Here is a 16,958-nt window from a genome sequence, read left to right as displayed (position 1 = left end):
GGCGTTACCCGTCCAGTCCGCTGGCATTCAGCCCGGCGGCATTGTTCAGGTCGGTTTCTTCGAGGACGACGGCCGAAGCAGCTGCCGCACCGCCCATACTCGCGAGCACCGCCGACAACTGACCGATCGAGGCGACGTGCCCGGCATGGGCCGCGGCGTAGGCGGCCATGAAATCGCCGCCGATCAAGCCCATTATGGGGCCGAGGAGAGTGGGATCGGCGGCGGCGGCGCTCACTCCGGCGGCGGCGAGATCACCTGACATCGTCGCGGCCGTCGCGCCGTAGGCGGTGATGCCCTCGGTGTCGGCCGACATCTTTCGCATAGTGCTTCCCCCATCTGTTGTTCCCAGGCAGAGTACGTCATCCACCTAGTTCGACGCGCTGCCTTACCGATCGGTTCCAGCCGTTCGAAAAAAATTCGGGTGGAGGTTAGCCGCCGAACTCGTCTTCGACCTTATCGTTCCAACATGCGCACGCACACCGTGGATCATCCACTCGCCGCCGCCCTGCTGACCACGATGCGCGATGCGGGCACGGCCAATCCGGCCTTCCGCGCCGCACTGCGTGATCTCACCGGAATCCTGATTTACGAGGCGCTGCGCGACGCGCCGGTGGTCCACTTCCCGATCACCACACCGGTATCCGACACCGAGGGAACGCGATTGGCGCAGCCACCGCTGCTGGTTCCGGTGCTGCGCGCCGGCCTCGGCATGGTCGACGCGGCCGCCGAACTCATTCCGGACGCCCAGGTCGGTTTCGTCGGCATCGCCCGCGACGAAACCACCCATCAGCCGGTGCCGTACATGGAATCGCTGCCCGCCGACCTCTCCGAAATGCCGGTCTTCGTACTCGACCCGATGCTGGCCACCGGCGGTTCGATGCGCCACACCCTGCAACTGCTCGCCGCCCGCGGCGCTACCGACATCACCGCGGTCTGTGTCGTGGCGGCCCCCGAAGGCATTGCCGCCCTTGCCGATTCAGGCCTCCCCGTGCGCCTGGTTACCGCGGTCGTCGACTCGGGCCTCAACTCCGACGCCTACATCGTCCCCGGCCTCGGCGACGCGGGCGACCGCCAATTCGGCCCCCGCTGACCCCGCCGACCCGCCGAGGGTAGTCGAATGGTTGCCGAAATCCCCACCACCATTCGACTACCCTCGACAAACTCTCGAGAACGTAACGGTGCCAACCCGTGAGTTATTTCGGGAGACGCCCGCAGTATGCACGGAACTCGGCAAGCCGGCGCTCACTCGAGGTTCGGGCGGCGGCGAGCGAGTCTCGGTCCGCGACCGGCTCGACCACCTCCAGGTAGCATTTGAGTTTCGGCTCCGTGCCCGACGGCCGGACCACGATGCGGGAGCCGGCGCCCTCGAAAACCAGTGCGTCGGTGCGCATTCGGCCGCGCACCTGGAGCAGATCGGTGTATTCGACCGGCTCGCCCGCGATTTCGTCGGGCGGGGCGGCGCGCAGGCGGTTCACCAGGTCAGCGGCGGCGGCCGGGTCGGGTAGGCGCAGCGAGACCTGGTCGGTGGCGTGCAGGCCGAATTCGACCGCGTAGTCGTCGAGTTCGTCGGCGAGGGTGCGGTCCGCCGCCTTCAGCCGGGCGACGAGATCGGCGGCCAGCACCGCCGCGGAGATGCCGTCCTTGTCGCGGACCGCGGCCGGGTCCGCGCAGTGACCGATGGCCTCCTCATAGGCGTAGACCAGACCGTCGCCCGCGCGGGCCAGCCATTTGAAGCCGGTCAGCGTTTCCACGTACCGCGCGCCGCGGGCGGCGGCGAGTTTCGAGAGCAATCGCGACGACACGATGGTGGTCGCCACCAATGAATCCGGGGGCGCGGTCCGCAGCACGTAATCGCCGAGCAGCGCACCGGTTTCGTCGCCGCGCAGCATACGCCAGCCACCGTCGTCCGGAATTCCGATGGCGCAGCGATCGGCGTCCGGGTCGAGGGCGATGGCGAGGTCCGCGCCGATCCGGGTGGCGGTGGCGAGCAGAAGATCGGTGGCACCGGGCTCTTCGGGATTCGGGAAGGCGACGGTGGGGAAGTCGGCATCGGGCGCGAATTGCGCACCGACGACGTGCACATGCTTGAATCCCGCCGCGGTGAGGGCAGCCACCGCCGTTTCGCCGCCGACCCCGTGCAGTGGTGTCAACACGATCCGGACATCGGAGCGCTCGCCGGGACCGCCGATCAACTCCGGCAGTTGGGCCACCCGATCGATATAGCGGCGCACCAGGTCATCGGCGGCCGGTGTGACCGGCGTGCGGGGGATCGGCTCGGTGGCGGCCTCGATGCAGCGCTCGATCTCGGTGTCGGCCGGTGCGATCAGTTGCGAACCACCGTCCAGGTACACCTTGTAGCCGTTGTCCGTAGCCGGATTGTGCGATGCGGTGATCTGTACTCCGGCAACGGCTCCCAGCTCACGCACCGCGTAGGCGACGATCGGTGTGGGCAGCGGCCGCGGCAGTAACGTCACCGGAAAGCCCGCGGCGGCAAAGATTTCCGCGGTCGCGATGGCGAATTCGGCGGATCCGTGCCTGGCATCGCGCCCGACGACCACCGCGCCGCCGCCGAGGCAGCGACCGCGCAACCAGTCCACGAGTCCGGCGGTCGTCCGGCTCACCGTGTCCAGGTTCATGCCGTCGGGCCCGTCCTGCAGCGGCCCGCGGAGCCCGGCGGTGCCGAAGCGCAGCATCTACAGCCGTTCCAGTACGCCGCGCAGTAATTTGCCGAGACGCGGTGCGGCGGCATGTCCTTCGGCGAGTACCTCGGCATGCGAGAGGTGCGCACCCGTGACGCCGGCGGCGAGGTTGGTGACCAACGAGATACCGAGCACTCGGGCGCCGAGCGCACGCGCCGCGATCACCTCGAGCACGGTCGACATGCCGACCAGATCCGCGCCGATGGTGCGCAGCATTCGAATCTCGGCCGGGGTCTCGTACTGCGGTCCGGTCAGGCCCGCGTACACGCCCTCGGTCAGGCTCGGATCGATTTCCCTTGCCAACGTACGCAATTCGGGATCCCACGCGTCCACGAGGTCGACGAAGGTCGCGCCCGCCAGCGGTGTCCGGCCGGTGAGATTGAGATGGTCGCTGATCAGCACCGGCTCACCGACGCGCAGTCCGTCCCGGATCCCGCCCGCCGCATTGGTGAGCACCACGGTTTCCACGCCCGCCGCGATCGCCGCGGTCACCGGATGCACGACATCGCTCGGCTGATATCCCTCGTACAGATGCTGACGCCCCATCAGCAGCAGCACGGGCGTGTTGTCGACGGCGACCGAATGCACCATCCCGACATGCCCCTGCGCGCTCGGCGTCCCGAATCCGGGCAGCTCCGGCATCGGCACCGACGCCGACGGCGTCCCGATCTCCGCCGCCGCCTCCTGCCAGCCCGATCCCAGCACCACCGCAACCCGGTGCCGTTCCACTCCTGTACGTTCGGCAATCGCCCTGGCGGCCTGTTCGGCAAGCATGCCGTCACCGTATCTGATTTGCCGCGCTCTGTTTTTGGCCGCGTGGCCGCGGCGGGTTCGCGGCCCCCTGGTGTCTCGCGTCCGAGCCGTCGAGACTCGCGCCTGCGGCGCATCGCTTCGACGGCTCGGACGCGAGACGGGCCGCGAACGGGTCGCTCGCAAAACTCGCTCCGTGGTGGTTGGTGATGGCGGGTCGTTCGGCACTGGATGCGCGCGTCGGGTGCGAGGCTCGCGACTTCGTCGCATCGCTTCGACGGCTCGGACGCGAGACGGGCCGCGAACGGGTCGCTCGCAAAACTCGCTCCGTGGTGGTTGGTGATGGTGGATCGTTCGGCACCGGATGCGCGCCTCGGATGGTCGAGACTCCCGACCTCGTCGCATCGCTTCAACGGCTCGGACACGAGACGGGCCGCGAACGGGTCGCTCGTAGGACTCGCTCCGTGGTGGTTGGTGATGGCGGGTCGTTCGGCACTGGATGCGCGCGTCGGGTGCCTGGCTCGCGACTTCGTCGCATCGCTTCGACGGCTCGGACGCGAGACGGGCCGCGAACGGGTCGCTCGTAGGACTCGCTTCGTGGTGGTTGGTGATGGTGGATCGTTCGGCACCTGCCGCGCCCGAATGGTCGAATCCTGTGTGTGCGGCATATGTGCTCGGCCCGCTCGGACGTGAGACCGCCCGTGACCTCCTCGCTCCTAAGGCTCGCCTGTTGGGGCTGAAGTGAGCAGCGATGCTCTCGGCGCTGGCCTGCCGAGGATTTGCTACCTGTGAGTAGGTATTGCGTCGCGCAGCCGTTACGCTGCACGCATGCCGTATCTGGAACGTGAAGGGGATGTGTTCGTCGTCTATCTCGGGAGCGCGGGGCAGACGGACAGTGAGAACCGTTTCCATCCGGATTGGATCGATGCATTCCATGGGCTGTTGGACCAGGTCGAGGCGTCCGAGGGACCGGCGGCGCTGGTGACCACGGCGAGTGGGAAGTTCTACAGCAACGGGCTCGATACCGATTGGCTTTTCGGCAACCTGGACAAGATGCACGGCTACCTCGACCGCGTGCACAGCATCTACACCCGCCTGCTGACCTTCCCGCTGCCGACGGTGGCAGCCGTCAACGGTCATGCCTTCGGCGCGGGCGCCATGCTCGCCACCTCGCACGATTTCCGGGTGATGCGTGCCGACCGCGGCTTCTGGTGTCTGCCTGAGGTGCATCTCGGCATGCCGTTCACGGTCGGCATGAACGCGCTGCTCACCGAGCGTCTCACCAATCAGGTCTGCGTTCAGGCCATGACCGCCGGTCACCGCTTCGCCGCCGATGAGGCCATTTCCGCGGGAATTATCGACGCAAAGGCGGATGCTGACGTGTTGCTGAAGTCCGCGATCGAGCGTGCGGGCGCCCTCGCGGCAAATCGCAAGCCCAATCTGCCGGTGATCAAGCGGTCCCTGCACGCCAAGGCGCTCGCCGGGCTCGCGACCCCCACCACCCCGGAGAATCTGGCGTTCGCCCCGGGATAACCGCAAGCTGATCGCAAACCTTGCGCCGCACCGCGGCAGCGCCCCGCCGCGCAGGGTGCGCCCGATCGTCGGCGCAGTGCCAGACTGTGTGCCATGCCACCACCGCGCATCGGGCACCCCGAATCACGCACGGACCACCAGCCGCATCCGGGTGCGGCGGCGGAGGCCGCGATCCTGGCCGCAGCGCCCGAACTGGTCGCGCTGTCGCATTCGATCCACGCCGAACCGGAGCTGGCGTTCGAGGAAAATCGCAGCGTCGCCAAGACCATCGCGCCGCTGGCCGAGCGCGGTTTCGCCGTCGAGACCGGCATCGCCGATCTGCCGACCGCATTCCGCGCGACCTATGGATCCGGCGAGCTCACCGTGGGTATCTGCGCCGAATACGACGCACTGCCCGAGATCGGGCACGCCTGCGGGCACAACATCATCGCGGCTTCCGCGGTCGGCGCGGGACTCGGCCTCGCCGAAGTGGCCGACGCGCTCGGCATCACCGTCGTCGTCTTCGGAACACCCGCCGAGGAGAGCGGCGGCGGCAAGGTGCTGATGCTCGAGCGCGGTGTCTTCGACGATGTGGCGATGGCGCTGATGGTGCACCCCGGTCCCGTCGATATCGTCGACGCGCGCTCGCTGGCGCTGGCGGATCTGTCGGTGGTCTTCCACGGCCATGAGGCGCATGCCAGCGCCGCCCCGGAATTGGGCCGGAATGCGGGTGACGCGGTGACCGTCGCGCAGGTTGCTCTGGGATTGCTGCGCCAACATCTGCGACCCGGACAGCAACTGCACGGTATAGTCAGCGACGGTGGCGTAGCCCCCAACATCGTTCCCGGACGTGCGGAACTGCTGTATTACCTACGCGCAGTCGACTCCGCATCCCTCGACGATCTGATGCGACGAGCGTCGGCTTGTTTCGAGGCGGGTGCGCTGGCGACCGGCTGCACTCACGAAATCCGGACGGTTGCGCCGACATATACCGAGCTGACGCCCGACTCAGGATTACTGTTTGCCTATCGCGAGCAGATCGTGAACTTGGGCCGGGTGCCGATCGCACCAGAACTCGAGGCGCAGCGGCCGCTCGGGAGTACGGATATGGGCAACGTCACCAACGTCATACCGGGCATACATCCGGTCATCGGCATCGAAGCCGGTGGGGCGGTGACGCATCAGCCCGGCTTCGCCGCGGCGAGCGTCAACGCTTCGGCCGATCGTGCGGTAACCGACGGTGCGATCGCGCTTGCGCGTACCGCTATCGCCGTAGCTCGCGATCAAGTACATAGGGACAGGTTGTTGCAACGGCTCGTTCAACGACAGGAGGACATTCGGTGAGCATTTCCGGCCGTTCCGCGGCGCCCGCGACACGCTCCGGGACGGTGACGCGCGCGACCACGGGGGGCCAGGGGAGCGCCGCGCAATCGGATTTCGCGGAAGTCGGCCCGGATGCGGTCGATTCCTGGCTGGCCGAGCACACGGTCGATCTCGTCCAGTGGCGCCGTCACATCCACGCGAACCCGGAGCTCTCCCGCACCGAATTCGCCACCACCGAGTTCGTCTCGGCCTGGCTGACCAAGGCGGGATTGACGCCGCAGAAGATGCCCAACGGCACCGGAGTGCTCTGTGACATCGGTCCGGCGGACGCACCGCGCATCGGGCTGCGCGCCGATATGGACGCGCTCCCACTGCAGGAATTCACCGGACTCAGCTTCGCCTCGACCGTGCCCGGCGTATCGCATGCCTGTGGGCACGACGCGCACACCACGATCCTGCTCGGCACCGCGCTCGCGCTGGCCGATCAGGAACTGCCGGTCGGCGTGCGATTCGTCTTCCAGCCCGCCGAAGAGGTGATGCCGGGTGGTGCCATCGATATGGTCGCCGCCGGAGCGATGGAGGGCGTCGACCGGATCTTCGCACTGCATTGCGATCCGCGCCTCGAGGTCGGCCGGGTCGGCATCCGGGTCGGTGCGATCACCTCGGCGGCCGACACCATCGAATTGGTCCTCGATTCGCCGGGCGGGCACACTTCGCGTCCGCATCTGACCAGCGACCTGGTCTACGCCATCGGCACCGTGATCACCGGCCTGCCCGGTCTGCTCAGCCGCCGCATCGATCCGCGAACCAGCACGGTGATGGTCTGGGGTGCGGTCAGCGCGGGCAAGGCGCCCAATGCGATACCGCAGACCGGCATGCTCACCGGCACCGTCCGCACCGGCGATCACGCGACCTGGTCGCTGCTCGAGCCGATGGTGCGCGAGATCGTGGACGGCCTGCTCGCCCCGACCGGAGTGCGCTACCAGTTGAACTACCGCCGCGGCGTACCGCCGGTGGTCAATGACGAGCACTCGACCAGGATGTTCGAGGACGCGATCCGCATGCTCGGCCCGGACGCACTCGCCGACACCTTGCAGTCCGGGGGCGGTGAGGATTTCTCCTGGTACCAGGAGGAGGTGCCGGGCGCGATGGCCCGCCTCGGCGTTTGGCCCGGGCACGGCGAGCAGCTGGATCTGCACCAGCCGACCTTCGATCTCGACGAGCGCGCGCTGGCCGTCGGTGTCCGGGTGCTCAGCAATATCGTGTTGAACGCGAGCTGACGAAGACGTTGAACGCGAGCTGACGAAGATAAGGAAGCGGCCGACCTCGAAAAGGGTCGGCCGCTTCCGTGTTCGTTCAGCTACCGAAGAATCCGGGTCCGACGTTCTTGCTGTTGCGAGTGCGCAGCGCGTGCACGTATTCCGCTGGCGCGCCTGCCTTTTCGGCCGCATCGGCCATCACGCCGATATAGCGCGCCGACGGTAGCCCGCCCTCGTACGCATCGAGTACGTACAGCCAGGCCAGGATGGGTTCGGAACCGCTGCCCGCACTCGGCGTCACGCGCAGCCGGATCTTGCGGTGGATGCCGAAATCGGAACCCTCCCAGCGGTCGAGGCGCTCCTCGTCCTCGGGGGACACGTCGTAGAGCACCACGAACACCCGCGAGCCCGGCTCTTCGACGACAGTGGCCAGCGGGCCCTCCCAGCCGATGTCGTCACCGCTGAAGGTGAGGCGCCAGCCCTCCAACCAGCCCGTCCCGTACATGGGGGAGTGCGGACAGCGCTCGAGCATCTGGGACGAGTCCATGTTGGACCCGTAGGCGGCGTAGATCGGCACGACGCAAGGGTATCCAATAACCTGCGCGCATCGTCTCTATCCCGGCGAGATGACCGTGTGTTCGCCAGCTAACGTTGTCTACCGGCACCGGAGATCCCGGTCGAACAGCTCCAGCGGAGGTATCCATGGCCCGCATAGCGATCATCGGTGGCGGACCGGCCGGTTACGAAGCGGCATTGGTGGCGGCCCAGCACGGGGCCACGGTCACCCTGATCGATAGCGACGGCATCGGCGGGGCGTGCGTCCTGTGGGACTGCGTGCCGTCGAAGACCTTTATTGCCTCGACGGGCGTGCGCACCGATCTGCGTCGCGCCCGTGACCTGGGCATTACCCTCGATCCGAGCCAGGCCCAGATCGAATTGGGCGAAGTGAACGCGCGTGTGAAGGCGCTGGCGCTGGCCCAGTCCTCCGATATCCGATCCAAGGTGCAGGCCGCGGGCGTGACCGTGCTGGCCGGACGCGGACAGCTCGGCGATCCGGCCACCGGTATGGCCGCGCACCGGGTGCGCGCGCTGCTGGCCGATGGCACCGAGGAGGCCGTCGAGGCCGAAGTGGTGTTGATCGCCACCGGTGCGAGCCCGCGCGTGTTGCCCGGCGCCGAGCCCGACGGCGAGCGCATCCTGAACTGGCGTCAGCTCTATGACCTGGAGGAACTCCCGGAGACCCTGGTCGTGGTCGGCTCGGGTGTGACCGGGGCCGAATTCGTCTCCGCGTATACCGAAATGGGTGTGCGGGTGAAATTGGTCTCGAGCCGCGACCGGGTGCTACCCGGTGAGGACGCCGATGCCGCGCTCGTGCTCGAGGACGCGCTCGCCGAACGCGGTGTCGAACTGGTCAAGCACGCGCGCGCCGATGCGGTGGAGCGCACCGTCGAGGGGATCGTGGTCAAACTTTCGGACGGCCGCACCGTCACGGGTACGCATGCGCTGATGACCGTCGGCTCGATCCCCAATACCGACGACCTCGGCTTGGAGCGCGTCGGCATCGAACTCGACCGCGGTGGTTACCTGCGGGTGGACCGGGTGTCGCGCACTTCGGTGCCGGGCATCTACGCGGCGGGCGACTGCACCGGTCTGCTGCCGCTGGCCTCGGTGGCCGCGATGCAGGGCCGCATCGCGATGTATCACGCGCTGGGTGAGGGCGTCAGCCCGATCCGGCTGAAGACGGTCGCCTCGGCCGTATTCACCCGTCCGGAGATCGCGACGGTCGGCGTGAGCCAGACGGCCATCGATAACGGCGAGGTGCCCGCGCGCACGGTCATGCTGCCGTTGAATACCAACCCGCGCGCCAAGATGTCGGGTCTGCGTAGGGGTTTCGTCAAGATCTTCTGTCGGCCCGCGACCGGTGTGGTCATCGGCGGTGTGGTCGTCGCCCCGATCGCCTCGGAGCTCATTCTGCCGATCGCGCTGGCGGTCCAGAACAATCTGACCGTCAACGATCTCGCCCAGACCTTCTCGGTGTACCCGTCGCTCACGGGCTCGGTCACCGAGGCGGCCCGACTGCTGATGCGTCACGACGACCTGGATTAACCGTCACTGAACCCAGCCGCCCCGAGACTTGCTGTCTTGTGGCGTTTTTCATCGCGTTGCCAGTAAGGCGCGCATGTGGTTCACTTCCCGCAGAGATGCGATCGGCGGGCGATCGCGAGGGTTCTGTGTGGGGGGATCGATCCTTTCCAGCGGGAACGGCGAACGGCCGCTTGGTCGTTCGGCGGTCCTCATTCGTGGACCAAGCGTCTCACCAGGGATAACTGTGTGCGACCCACTCGGTCGTACACGGGAAAGGGATTGCGAAAAGTGAAACATCGTAAGCCGAGTCGGGCGCAGCGAGCGATGGCGAGCACATCGTTGCCACTGGCCACTGCGGCGGCCGTGGCCACGCTCTTCGCGGCGCCGGCGGGGGCAGTTCCGGATCAGCCGAGTACACCGACCACGCCGGCGCCCGCGCCCGCCGATCCGGGTAGCACCACGCCGATGGATCAGGGCCAGCCGGAGACCACCAAGCCGGACCCGGGCAAGCCGGACGCCAAGCCTTCGCCGACGCCGAGCCAGCCGGGTGTCACGACGCCGGATCCGAACCAGATCATGCCGAATCAGCCCAAGGATCCGAAGCTGGCCCAGCCGACCCAGCCGGGTGTCACCACCCCGCGCGTCGCGCCGCTGCCGGTTCCGGGCCAGACCGGCCCCGCGATTCCCGCCGTGGTGCCGGAGACGGCCCCCGGTGCGGAGGCGCCGAAGCCCGCGCAGCCCGGTACCACCGCGCCGGGTGCGAACACCCCGAGCGGTCCGAGCGCTCGGACCCCGCAGCAGCCGGATACCGACACGCTGGTGCAGCAGCCGCGCTGGGAGGCTCCGCGCTTCCAGCAGGCGCCTGCCGCGCCGGTCGTCGAGATGGACGGGCCGCACCAGGAGATCGGCGCCAACGTCGACGGCGGCTCGCTGGCTCCCGGCTACGTGGCCAACACCCACCACTTCAACAATGCCGCGGGCTACGTCGGCACCATCGGGTACCGCACCCCGACCGGTCAGGGCGAGGCTGGTGTGTCGGTCGAATACATCGGCGCCAACACCGTCAAGGTCACCTCCTACACCGGTGGTGAGGGTCTGGCCGACAACAAGACCGAGGTCATCCTCGACACCACCCAGGCCAACATGGCCAAGGCCGCTGTCGAGCACTGGATTCGGGAACAGCCGGGCGGCGCGGCTGCCCTCGAGGCCGCCGCGCAAGTTAAACTTCCGGTGCCGCCAGGCGAACTGGCTCCGCAGACGGTCAACGTTGCCGGGGTCACCACCCAGTGGGGTGGGTCACTCCAGTACTGACACGAGCTGATTCGACGGGTGGGGCGGTCGTTCTCGACCGCCCCACACGTGTGTCCTGGGGAAAGGATTTGGTGTGGGCTCCGAGGGTGATGGCAGGGACAACGAATCCGACCGGACCGGGTCGGAATTCGGACCCCCGTTGGACGAATTCGGCCCGCCGGTCTCCGATTTCGGGCCGCCGGTCTCCGATTTCGGGCCGCCAGTCGGCGAATTCGGGCCGCCGGTCGGCGAGTTCGGGCCACCGACGGGTGAACAGGTCCGACCGCAGTGGTCGGTGCCCGAGCCCGGCACCGATCACCCCGAGCTGATCTGGCGTCCCGCCGACGAACCGCCGACGGTGCCGCCGCCACCCCCGCAGTACCGCGCGCCGGATACGACGGTGTTCGGCGACGCACCGCCACCGCCACCGCCGACCCCGCGACCGGAGCCGCCGACGCGCCGAACCGAGCCGCCGGTGGAACCGGATCCCAACGAGGCCACCGTCCGGCATGCGACCCCAGCGGCAGGCCAGCGCGATACCTGGTGGAACAGCCCCGCCGAATCCGGTGGGGTACCGAAGCCGCCGTCCGAGCCGTCGGGTCTGTCCTGGGCCGACGATCCGATCGCCAAACGTCTTGCGCCGAAGCTGATCTCGGACACCATCACCGCGACCCCGACCCGGCACCGTTCGCGCGGTCGATGGATAGCGCTCGGTGTGCTCGCCGCCATCGTGGTGGTCTTGGCGCTGGTGGTGACCTTCGTCGCGGTCAGCCGCGACGACAACCGCAGTCCGAAGGCGGCGCCACCCGCACCGCCGAGTACCTCCGCCGCGCTGAGCTGTCCCGCGAGCAAAGACGGCAAGGTGACCCGCGGCAATGGGCAGGGCGACACCTCGACCGGCGCAGGTGCGATCCTCGGCTTCCAGTACGAGTTCTACGTCGACCGCAATGGTGAGCGGGCGCGCAGATTCGTCGCGCCGGATGCCGAGAATGTGTCGACCGCCGAGGTTATCCAGCAGGCCATCAATGACCAGATTCCGGTGGGTACCACGCACTGTCTGCGGATCGCCGAGTCGACGGTGGACACGTTCGAGGTAGACCTGACCGAACATCGCCCAGACGGCACGACCAATGTCTACCGGCAGACCATCATCACGGTGGTCCGAGACGGCAAGACGGTGATCTTCGCCATCCGCGAGCGCGCCTGAGCTCTCAGATCATGGGATGAATATTTCATAATCTGGTAGCGATGTGGGACAGTGGGGTTTCCCGTCCCCTCGGAGGTTTCCATGTCGCCGATCAATCCACCGCTCGCGACCAAACTGGGCGGACTGAAGAGTTCGGCGATTCGTGACCTGCTCGAGCTGACCACGCGCGAAGAGGTGATCAGCCTCGCGGGAGGTTTGCCGGATGCGGAGTTGATGCCCCGAGAGCGGCTCGTCGCCGCGGCCGATGCGGCGCTGAGCGGTTCCGCGGTGTTGCAGTACACCGGGTCGCGCGGGTGGCCTCCGCTGCGCGATGTGCTGCGCCGACGGGAGTCGGCGAAGCTCGGCCGCGCGGTCGGGCTCGACGAGGTGTTCGTGACGCATGGTTCGCAGCAAGCGCTCTCGCTGCTCGCCGAGGTGCTGCTGGATCCGGGCGCGCTGGTGGTCGTCGAGGATCCGGCGTATGTCGGTGCGCTGCAAGTGTTCCGCGCCGCCGGTGCGCGAATTGTCGCGGTGCCCTTGGATTCCGAGGGCATGCGGCTGGACGTGCTGAAGGAACGGCTGGCACGCGGTGAGCGTCCGACGGTCGTGCACACGGTGAGCAATTTCCACAATCCGGGTGGCGTCACGATGAGTCCGCCGCGTCGTCGCGAATTGGCCGAACTCGCCGATACCTACGGCTTCTGGGTGATCGAGGACGATCCGTACGGTGAACTCTGGTTCGACCGGCCCTCGCCCGATCCCGTGGCAACCTACTCCCGCAACGTGATTCGGCTGTCCAGTGCCTCGAAGATCCTCGCGCCCGCGCTGCGGGTCGGCTGGATGGTGGCGCAGGAGCGGATCTGTCGCGCGGTCGAATTGCTGAAACAGGGCGCGGACCTGTGCGGCTCGGCGCTGACCCACCAGATCGCCGCCGATCTGCTCACCGACGAAACCTGGCTGACCGGCCACGTCGACACCGTCCGCAGCGCGTACGGCGACCGTGCCAAGGCACTCGTGCACGCCGTGCGCACCCGCTTCGGCGACCGCGTCACCTGCACCGACGCCGCCGGTGGCATGTTCGTGTGGGCCGATTTCACCGACGGCACCGATACCGATCGGCTGCTGCCCCGAGCCCTGGAGCGCGGAGTCGCCTTCGTGCCCGGTTCGGCCTTCGCCGTCGACACCGACTACCGCCACTCCATGCGCATGTGCTTCACCACTTCGGACGCGGCGACCTTGGCGGAGGCGATCGACCGGCTGGCTCGCGCGGCCGAATAGCCGTCAATCCACCCAGTTGTAGGTGCGCTCCACGGCCTTGTTCCAGGCGGCGAGGTGGGTTTCGCGATCCGTCGCGGACATCGCGGGCTGCCAGGTCTTGTCCGCGGCCCAGTTGGCGCGGATGTCATCGGTGCTCTCCCACAGGCCGACGGCGAGCCCAGCCGCATACGCCGCACCCAGTGCGGTGGTTTCGTTGACGACCGGGCGCACCACCGGCACATCGAGGATGTCGGACTGGAATTGCATCAGCAGATCGTTGCCGACCATGCCGCCGTCGACCTTGAGGGTGGTCAGTTCCAGCCGCAACTGCTGGGATTCGGCATCGGCGCGCATCGCGTCCATGACCTCGCGCGTCTGAAATGCGGTGGACTCCAATACCGCTCGCGCCAGGTGCGCCTTGTCGACGAAGCGGGTCAGGCCCGCGATCACGCCGCGGGCATCCGGGCGCCAGCGTGGCGCGAAGAGGCCGGAGAACGCGGGGACGATGTATGCACCACCATTGTCCTCGACGCTGCGCGCCAGCGGTTCGATCTCGTCGGCGGCGGAAATGATGCCGAGATTGTCCCGGAACCATTGCACCAGTGAGCCGGTCACCGCGATGGATCCCTCCAATGCGTAAACCGGCGCCTCGCCGCCGAGCTGGTAACAGACCGTGGTGAGCAGGCCGTGCTTGCTGAATACCGGCGTCGTTCCGGTATTGAGCAGCATGAAATTGCCCGTGCCATAGGTGTTTTTGGCCTCGCCAGGGGACAGGCAGGCCTGGCCGAAGGTCGCCGCTTGCTGGTCGCCGAGAATGCCCGCGACGGGTATGCCCGCCAAGGGGCCGGAGCCGATCTCCGCGTAGATCTCCGACGAGCTGCGAATCTCGGGCAGCATCGACCGCGGTATCTCGAATTCCGCGCAGATCTGCGAATCCCACTGCAGCGTACGCAGATCCATCAGCATGGTGCGCGAAGCATTGGTCACATCGGTGATGTGCTGACCGGTGAGCTTCCACAGCACCCAGCTGTCGATGGTGCCGAAACACAGCTCACCGGCCTCGGCCCTGGCTCGGGCGCCCTCGACATTGTCCAGAAGCCAGCGCAGTTTCGGACCGGCGAAGTAGGTGGACAGCGGCAGACCGGTGCGGTTCTGGTAGCGCGTCGCGCCGTATTCGCCGCCCAGGTCGGCGACCAGACGGTCGGTGCGGGTGTCCTGCCAGACGATCGCGTGATGAATCGGCTTGCCGCTGGCCCGATCCCACACCACCGTCGTCTCGCGCTGATTGGTGACGCCGACCGCATTGATCTCATCGGCGGCGATACCGGTGCTCCGCAGCACCTCGCCGAGGACGAATTCGGTATTGCGCCAAATGGTCTCCGGATCGTGCTCGACCCAGCCCGGCCGCGGAAAGATCTGTTCGTGCTCGCGCTGCGCGACACCGACGACACGGCCCTGCCGGTCGAAGATGATGCACCTACTGGAGGTCGTGCCCTGATCAATGGCGGCCACATAGCGACGCATTCGTGCAGGCTACTAAAAGCGGCGTGGCTCGCGGCGGAAACCGCGGAGCGCGCCAGGGCATCAACTCGCGACCAGCGGGTTGTCGGACTAGTGTTGGGATCGGTTACCGGCGAGTAGCGCGGGCTGTCGGCTGCGGGCGACACGGCTTCGGCCCCGGCGGGGGATCGTCGCCGATTCCTTTAGCCTGTAGAACAGAAGACCACCCCCCGACTGAGCAGCTCGATCGTGTGCCCGAAGGACCACAAACGTCGTCTGAACCCCGACGCCGGGGTCGGCTGGAGGAGTCGCACATGACCAACAAACCGGAATCGCAGTTCCTCGGCCCCGAGCAGCGCGTGACGGCATGGGAGCGCTTCGGTAAGGATCATTTCGACGTGGTCGTCGTGGGTGGTGGCGTGGTCGGCTCCGGTATCGCGCTCGACGCGGCCACGCGCGGTCTGAAGGTCGCGCTGGTCGAGGCGCGCGATCTTGCCTCCGGCACGTCGAGTCGCTCCTCGAAGATGTTCCACGGCGGACTGCGCTACCTCGAGCAACTGGAGTTCGGGCTGGTGCGCGAGGCGCTGCGGGAACGCGAACTCGCACTCGCCCGGCTCGCACCGCATCTGGTGAAGCCGCTGCGCTTCCTCTACCCGCTGACCCGCCGCGGCTGGGAACGCCCGTATGTCGCCGCCGGACTGGTGCTCTACGACACCATGGGCGGCGCGAAATCCGTTCCCGGCCAACATCATCTATCCCGGGCCGGCGCACTGCGACTGGCACCGGGTTTGCGGCCCACTTCACTGATCGGCGGCGTCAGCTACTACGACACCGTCGTCGACGATGCCCGCCACACCATGACCGTCGCCAGAACCGCCGCGCACTACGGCGCGGTGATCCGCACCTCAACCCAGGTCGTCGGCTTTCTGCGCGAGGCGGACCGGGTCGTCGGGGTGAAGGTGCGCGACAGCGAGGACGGTCGCACCGGCGAGATCCGCGCCCACGTGGTGATCAATGCGACCGGCGTGTGGACCGACGAGGTCCAGGCGCTTTCGCATAATCGCGGCCGCTTCCACGTGCGTGCGTCCAAGGGCGTGCACATCGTGGTGCCGCGCGACCGCATAGTCAGCGATGCCGCGATCATCCTGCGCACCGCGAGCTCGGTGCTGTTCGTCATGCCGTGGGGCGCGCACTGGATCGTCGGCACCACCGATACCGATTGGAATCTGGATCTCGCCCATCCGGCGGCGACCAAGGCCGATATCGATTATCTGTTGGATCGGGTCAACCAGGTGCTGGTCACGCCGCTCACGCCCGCCGATATCGACGGTGTCTACGCTGGTCTGCGGCCTTTGCTTGCGGGAGAGAGCGATTCGACTTCCAAACTTTCGCGGGAACACGCCGTCGCCCGGGTTGCGCCGGGGCTTGTCGGCATCGCGGGCGGTAAGTACACCACCTACCGGGTGATGGCCTATGACGCGGTCGATGAAGCGGCACAGGATATTCCGGCGCGAGTCTCACCGTCCATCACCGAGAAGGTTCCACTGCTCGGCGCCGACGGCTACTTCGCGCTGATCAATCAGACGGTGCAACTCGCCGAGGCCTACGGCGTGCATCCGTATCGGGTCAAGCATCTGCTCGATCGCTACGGTTCGCTCATCGACGAGGTCATGACCTTGGCCGACGGCAAACCCGAACTGCTGCAACCGATTATGGACGCGCCGTCGTATCTGCAGGTGGAAGCCGTCTACGCCGCCGCCGCGGAGGGTGCGCTGCACCTGGACGACATTCTGGCCCGCCGGACCAGGATCTCCATCGAATACTCGCACCGCGGCGCGAACTGCGCCGAACAGGTGGCCCATCTGGTGGCGCCGATACTCGGCTGGGACGACGGCGAAATCGACTGGGAGGTCAGCACCTACCAAGCACGCGTCGAGGCGGAGATCCGCTCCCAGACCCAGCCGGACGACCCCTCCGCCGATGCGCTGCGCATCGCAGCCCCCGAACCGCGTGCAGAGATCCTGGAACCGGTCCCGTTGGACAGCTGAGAACTGGACAGTCGGCGGCGGCAGTGCAATGTGTCCGTGAGAATTTCGT

14 protein-coding genes are annotated in these 16,958 nt (G+C 67.4%); 9 read left to right on the top strand and 5 right to left on the bottom strand.

The features are described 5' to 3' along the window. Window positions 1-4 precede the first annotated feature (4 nt). On the bottom strand, window positions 5-322 hold the full coding sequence (locus ACQPXH_RS28690) for a hypothetical protein (protein ID WP_433599574.1): 318 nt from the start codon (window positions 320-322) through the stop codon (window positions 5-7). A gap of 144 nt (window positions 323-466) precedes the next feature. Here ACQPXH_RS28690 and upp point away from each other — a divergent pair, with 144 nt between their 5' ends. Then, window positions 467-1,090 carry a uracil phosphoribosyltransferase gene (upp, locus tag ACQPXH_RS28685; protein ID WP_433599573.1) on the top strand — a complete coding sequence of 208 codons (624 nt, stop codon included), beginning with the start codon at window positions 467-469 and terminating at the stop codon, window positions 1,088-1,090. Between the two features lie 103 nt (window positions 1,091-1,193). Here the strand turns inward: upp and ACQPXH_RS28680 are convergent, their stop codons facing one another. Together ACQPXH_RS28680 and ACQPXH_RS28675 are read right to left on the bottom strand one after the other, a co-directional pair. Continuing rightward, window positions 1,194-2,693 carry a phospho-sugar mutase gene (locus ACQPXH_RS28680; RefSeq protein WP_433599572.1) on the bottom strand — a complete coding sequence of 500 codons (1,500 nt, stop codon included), beginning with the start codon at window positions 2,691-2,693 and terminating at the stop codon, window positions 1,194-1,196. Further along, a complete protein-coding gene (locus ACQPXH_RS28675; protein ID WP_433599571.1) occupies window positions 2,694-3,473 on the bottom strand; it encodes a purine-nucleoside phosphorylase in 780 nt (259 codons plus the stop codon). Window positions 3,474-4,277: 804 nt separating this feature from the next. On the opposite strand from ACQPXH_RS28675, the gene ACQPXH_RS28670 reads away from it, so the two are divergent. From ACQPXH_RS28670 to ACQPXH_RS28660, 3 genes are all read left to right on the top strand, one after another. Then, on the top strand, window positions 4,278-4,982 hold the full coding sequence (locus tag ACQPXH_RS28670) for an enoyl-CoA hydratase-related protein (protein WP_433599570.1): 705 nt from the start codon (window positions 4,278-4,280) through the stop codon (window positions 4,980-4,982). A gap of 93 nt (window positions 4,983-5,075) precedes the next feature. Next, window positions 5,076-6,305 (top strand): M20 family metallopeptidase, encoded by a 1,230-nt coding sequence (locus ACQPXH_RS28665; RefSeq protein ID WP_433599569.1) that lies wholly within the window; start codon window positions 5,076-5,078, stop codon window positions 6,303-6,305. Window positions 6,306-6,433: 128 nt separating this feature from the next. Continuing rightward, window positions 6,434-7,564 carry a M20 family metallopeptidase gene (locus ACQPXH_RS28660; RefSeq protein WP_433603610.1) on the top strand — a complete coding sequence of 377 codons (1,131 nt, stop codon included), beginning with the start codon at window positions 6,434-6,436 and terminating at the stop codon, window positions 7,562-7,564. A gap of 76 nt (window positions 7,565-7,640) precedes the next feature. On the opposite strand, the gene ACQPXH_RS28655 is transcribed toward ACQPXH_RS28660, so the two are convergent. Next, window positions 7,641-8,120, bottom strand: coding sequence for a gamma-glutamylcyclotransferase (locus tag ACQPXH_RS28655; RefSeq protein WP_433599568.1), 480 nt, complete (start codon window positions 8,118-8,120; stop codon window positions 7,641-7,643). Between the two features lie 125 nt (window positions 8,121-8,245). Between ACQPXH_RS28655 and ACQPXH_RS28650 the strand changes: the two genes are divergently transcribed. From ACQPXH_RS28650 to ACQPXH_RS28635, 4 genes are all read left to right on the top strand, one after another. Continuing rightward, window positions 8,246-9,649, top strand: coding sequence for an NAD(P)H-quinone dehydrogenase (locus tag ACQPXH_RS28650; protein ID WP_433599567.1), 1,404 nt, complete (start codon window positions 8,246-8,248; stop codon window positions 9,647-9,649). 303 nt (window positions 9,650-9,952) lie between these two features. After that, on the top strand, window positions 9,953-10,939 hold the full coding sequence (locus tag ACQPXH_RS28645; protein ID WP_433599566.1) for a hypothetical protein: 987 nt from the start codon (window positions 9,953-9,955) through the stop codon (window positions 10,937-10,939). Window positions 10,940-11,012: 73 nt separating this feature from the next. Then, window positions 11,013-12,125, top strand: coding sequence for a hypothetical protein (locus ACQPXH_RS28640; protein WP_433599565.1), 1,113 nt, complete (start codon window positions 11,013-11,015; stop codon window positions 12,123-12,125). An 81-nt stretch (window positions 12,126-12,206) separates the two neighbouring features. Further along, window positions 12,207-13,382: a PLP-dependent aminotransferase family protein gene (locus ACQPXH_RS28635; RefSeq protein WP_433599564.1), complete on the top strand. Its 1,176-nt coding sequence runs from the start codon at window positions 12,207-12,209 to the stop codon at window positions 13,380-13,382. Window positions 13,383-13,385: 3 nt separating this feature from the next. Here ACQPXH_RS28635 and glpK read toward each other — a convergent pair whose 3' ends face one another. Next, the gene (glpK, locus tag ACQPXH_RS28630) at window positions 13,386-14,885 is read right to left on the bottom strand and encodes a glycerol kinase GlpK (protein WP_433599563.1); all 1,500 of its coding nucleotides are present in this window, start codon (window positions 14,883-14,885) and stop codon (window positions 13,386-13,388) included. 290 nt (window positions 14,886-15,175) lie between these two features. On the opposite strand from glpK, the gene ACQPXH_RS28625 reads away from it, so the two are divergent. Then, entirely contained in the window at window positions 15,176-16,909 is a 1,734-nt protein-coding gene (locus ACQPXH_RS28625; RefSeq protein ID WP_433599562.1) for a glycerol-3-phosphate dehydrogenase/oxidase, read from the top strand. Window positions 16,910-16,958 lie beyond the last annotated feature (49 nt).

Origin of the sequence: Nocardia sp. CA-135953 (assembly GCF_050955735.1) — a bacterium.
Classification (GTDB): domain Bacteria; phylum Actinomycetota; class Actinomycetes; order Mycobacteriales; family Mycobacteriaceae; genus Nocardia.
Note: the sequence above shows the minus strand (reverse complement) of the source record. Positions and strands in the feature narration are given on the sequence as shown.

Bases quoted from the DNA above. Each gene is read 5' to 3' on its own strand.
- ACQPXH_RS28690 (WP_433599574.1), bottom strand. From the start codon at position 322: ATGCGAAAGATGTCGGCCGACACCGAGGGCATCACCGCCTACGGCGCG.
- upp (WP_433599573.1), top strand. From the start codon at position 467: ATGCGCACGCACACCGTGGATCATCCACTCGCCGCCGCCCTGCTGACC.
- ACQPXH_RS28680 (WP_433599572.1), bottom strand. From the start codon at position 2,693: ATGCTGCGCTTCGGCACCGCCGGGCTCCGCGGGCCGCTGCAGGACGGG.
- ACQPXH_RS28675 (WP_433599571.1), bottom strand. From the start codon at position 3,473: ATGCTTGCCGAACAGGCCGCCAGGGCGATTGCCGAACGTACAGGAGTG.
- ACQPXH_RS28670 (WP_433599570.1), top strand. From the start codon at position 4,278: ATGCCGTATCTGGAACGTGAAGGGGATGTGTTCGTCGTCTATCTCGGG.
- ACQPXH_RS28665 (WP_433599569.1), top strand. From the start codon at position 5,076: ATGCCACCACCGCGCATCGGGCACCCCGAATCACGCACGGACCACCAG.
- ACQPXH_RS28650 (WP_433599567.1), top strand. From the start codon at position 8,246: ATGGCCCGCATAGCGATCATCGGTGGCGGACCGGCCGGTTACGAAGCG.
- ACQPXH_RS28645 (WP_433599566.1), top strand. From the start codon at position 9,953: ATGGCGAGCACATCGTTGCCACTGGCCACTGCGGCGGCCGTGGCCACG.
- ACQPXH_RS28635 (WP_433599564.1), top strand. From the start codon at position 12,207: ATGTCGCCGATCAATCCACCGCTCGCGACCAAACTGGGCGGACTGAAG.
- glpK (WP_433599563.1), bottom strand. From the start codon at position 14,885: ATGCGTCGCTATGTGGCCGCCATTGATCAGGGCACGACCTCCAGTAGG.
- ACQPXH_RS28625 (WP_433599562.1), top strand. From the start codon at position 15,176: ATGACCAACAAACCGGAATCGCAGTTCCTCGGCCCCGAGCAGCGCGTG.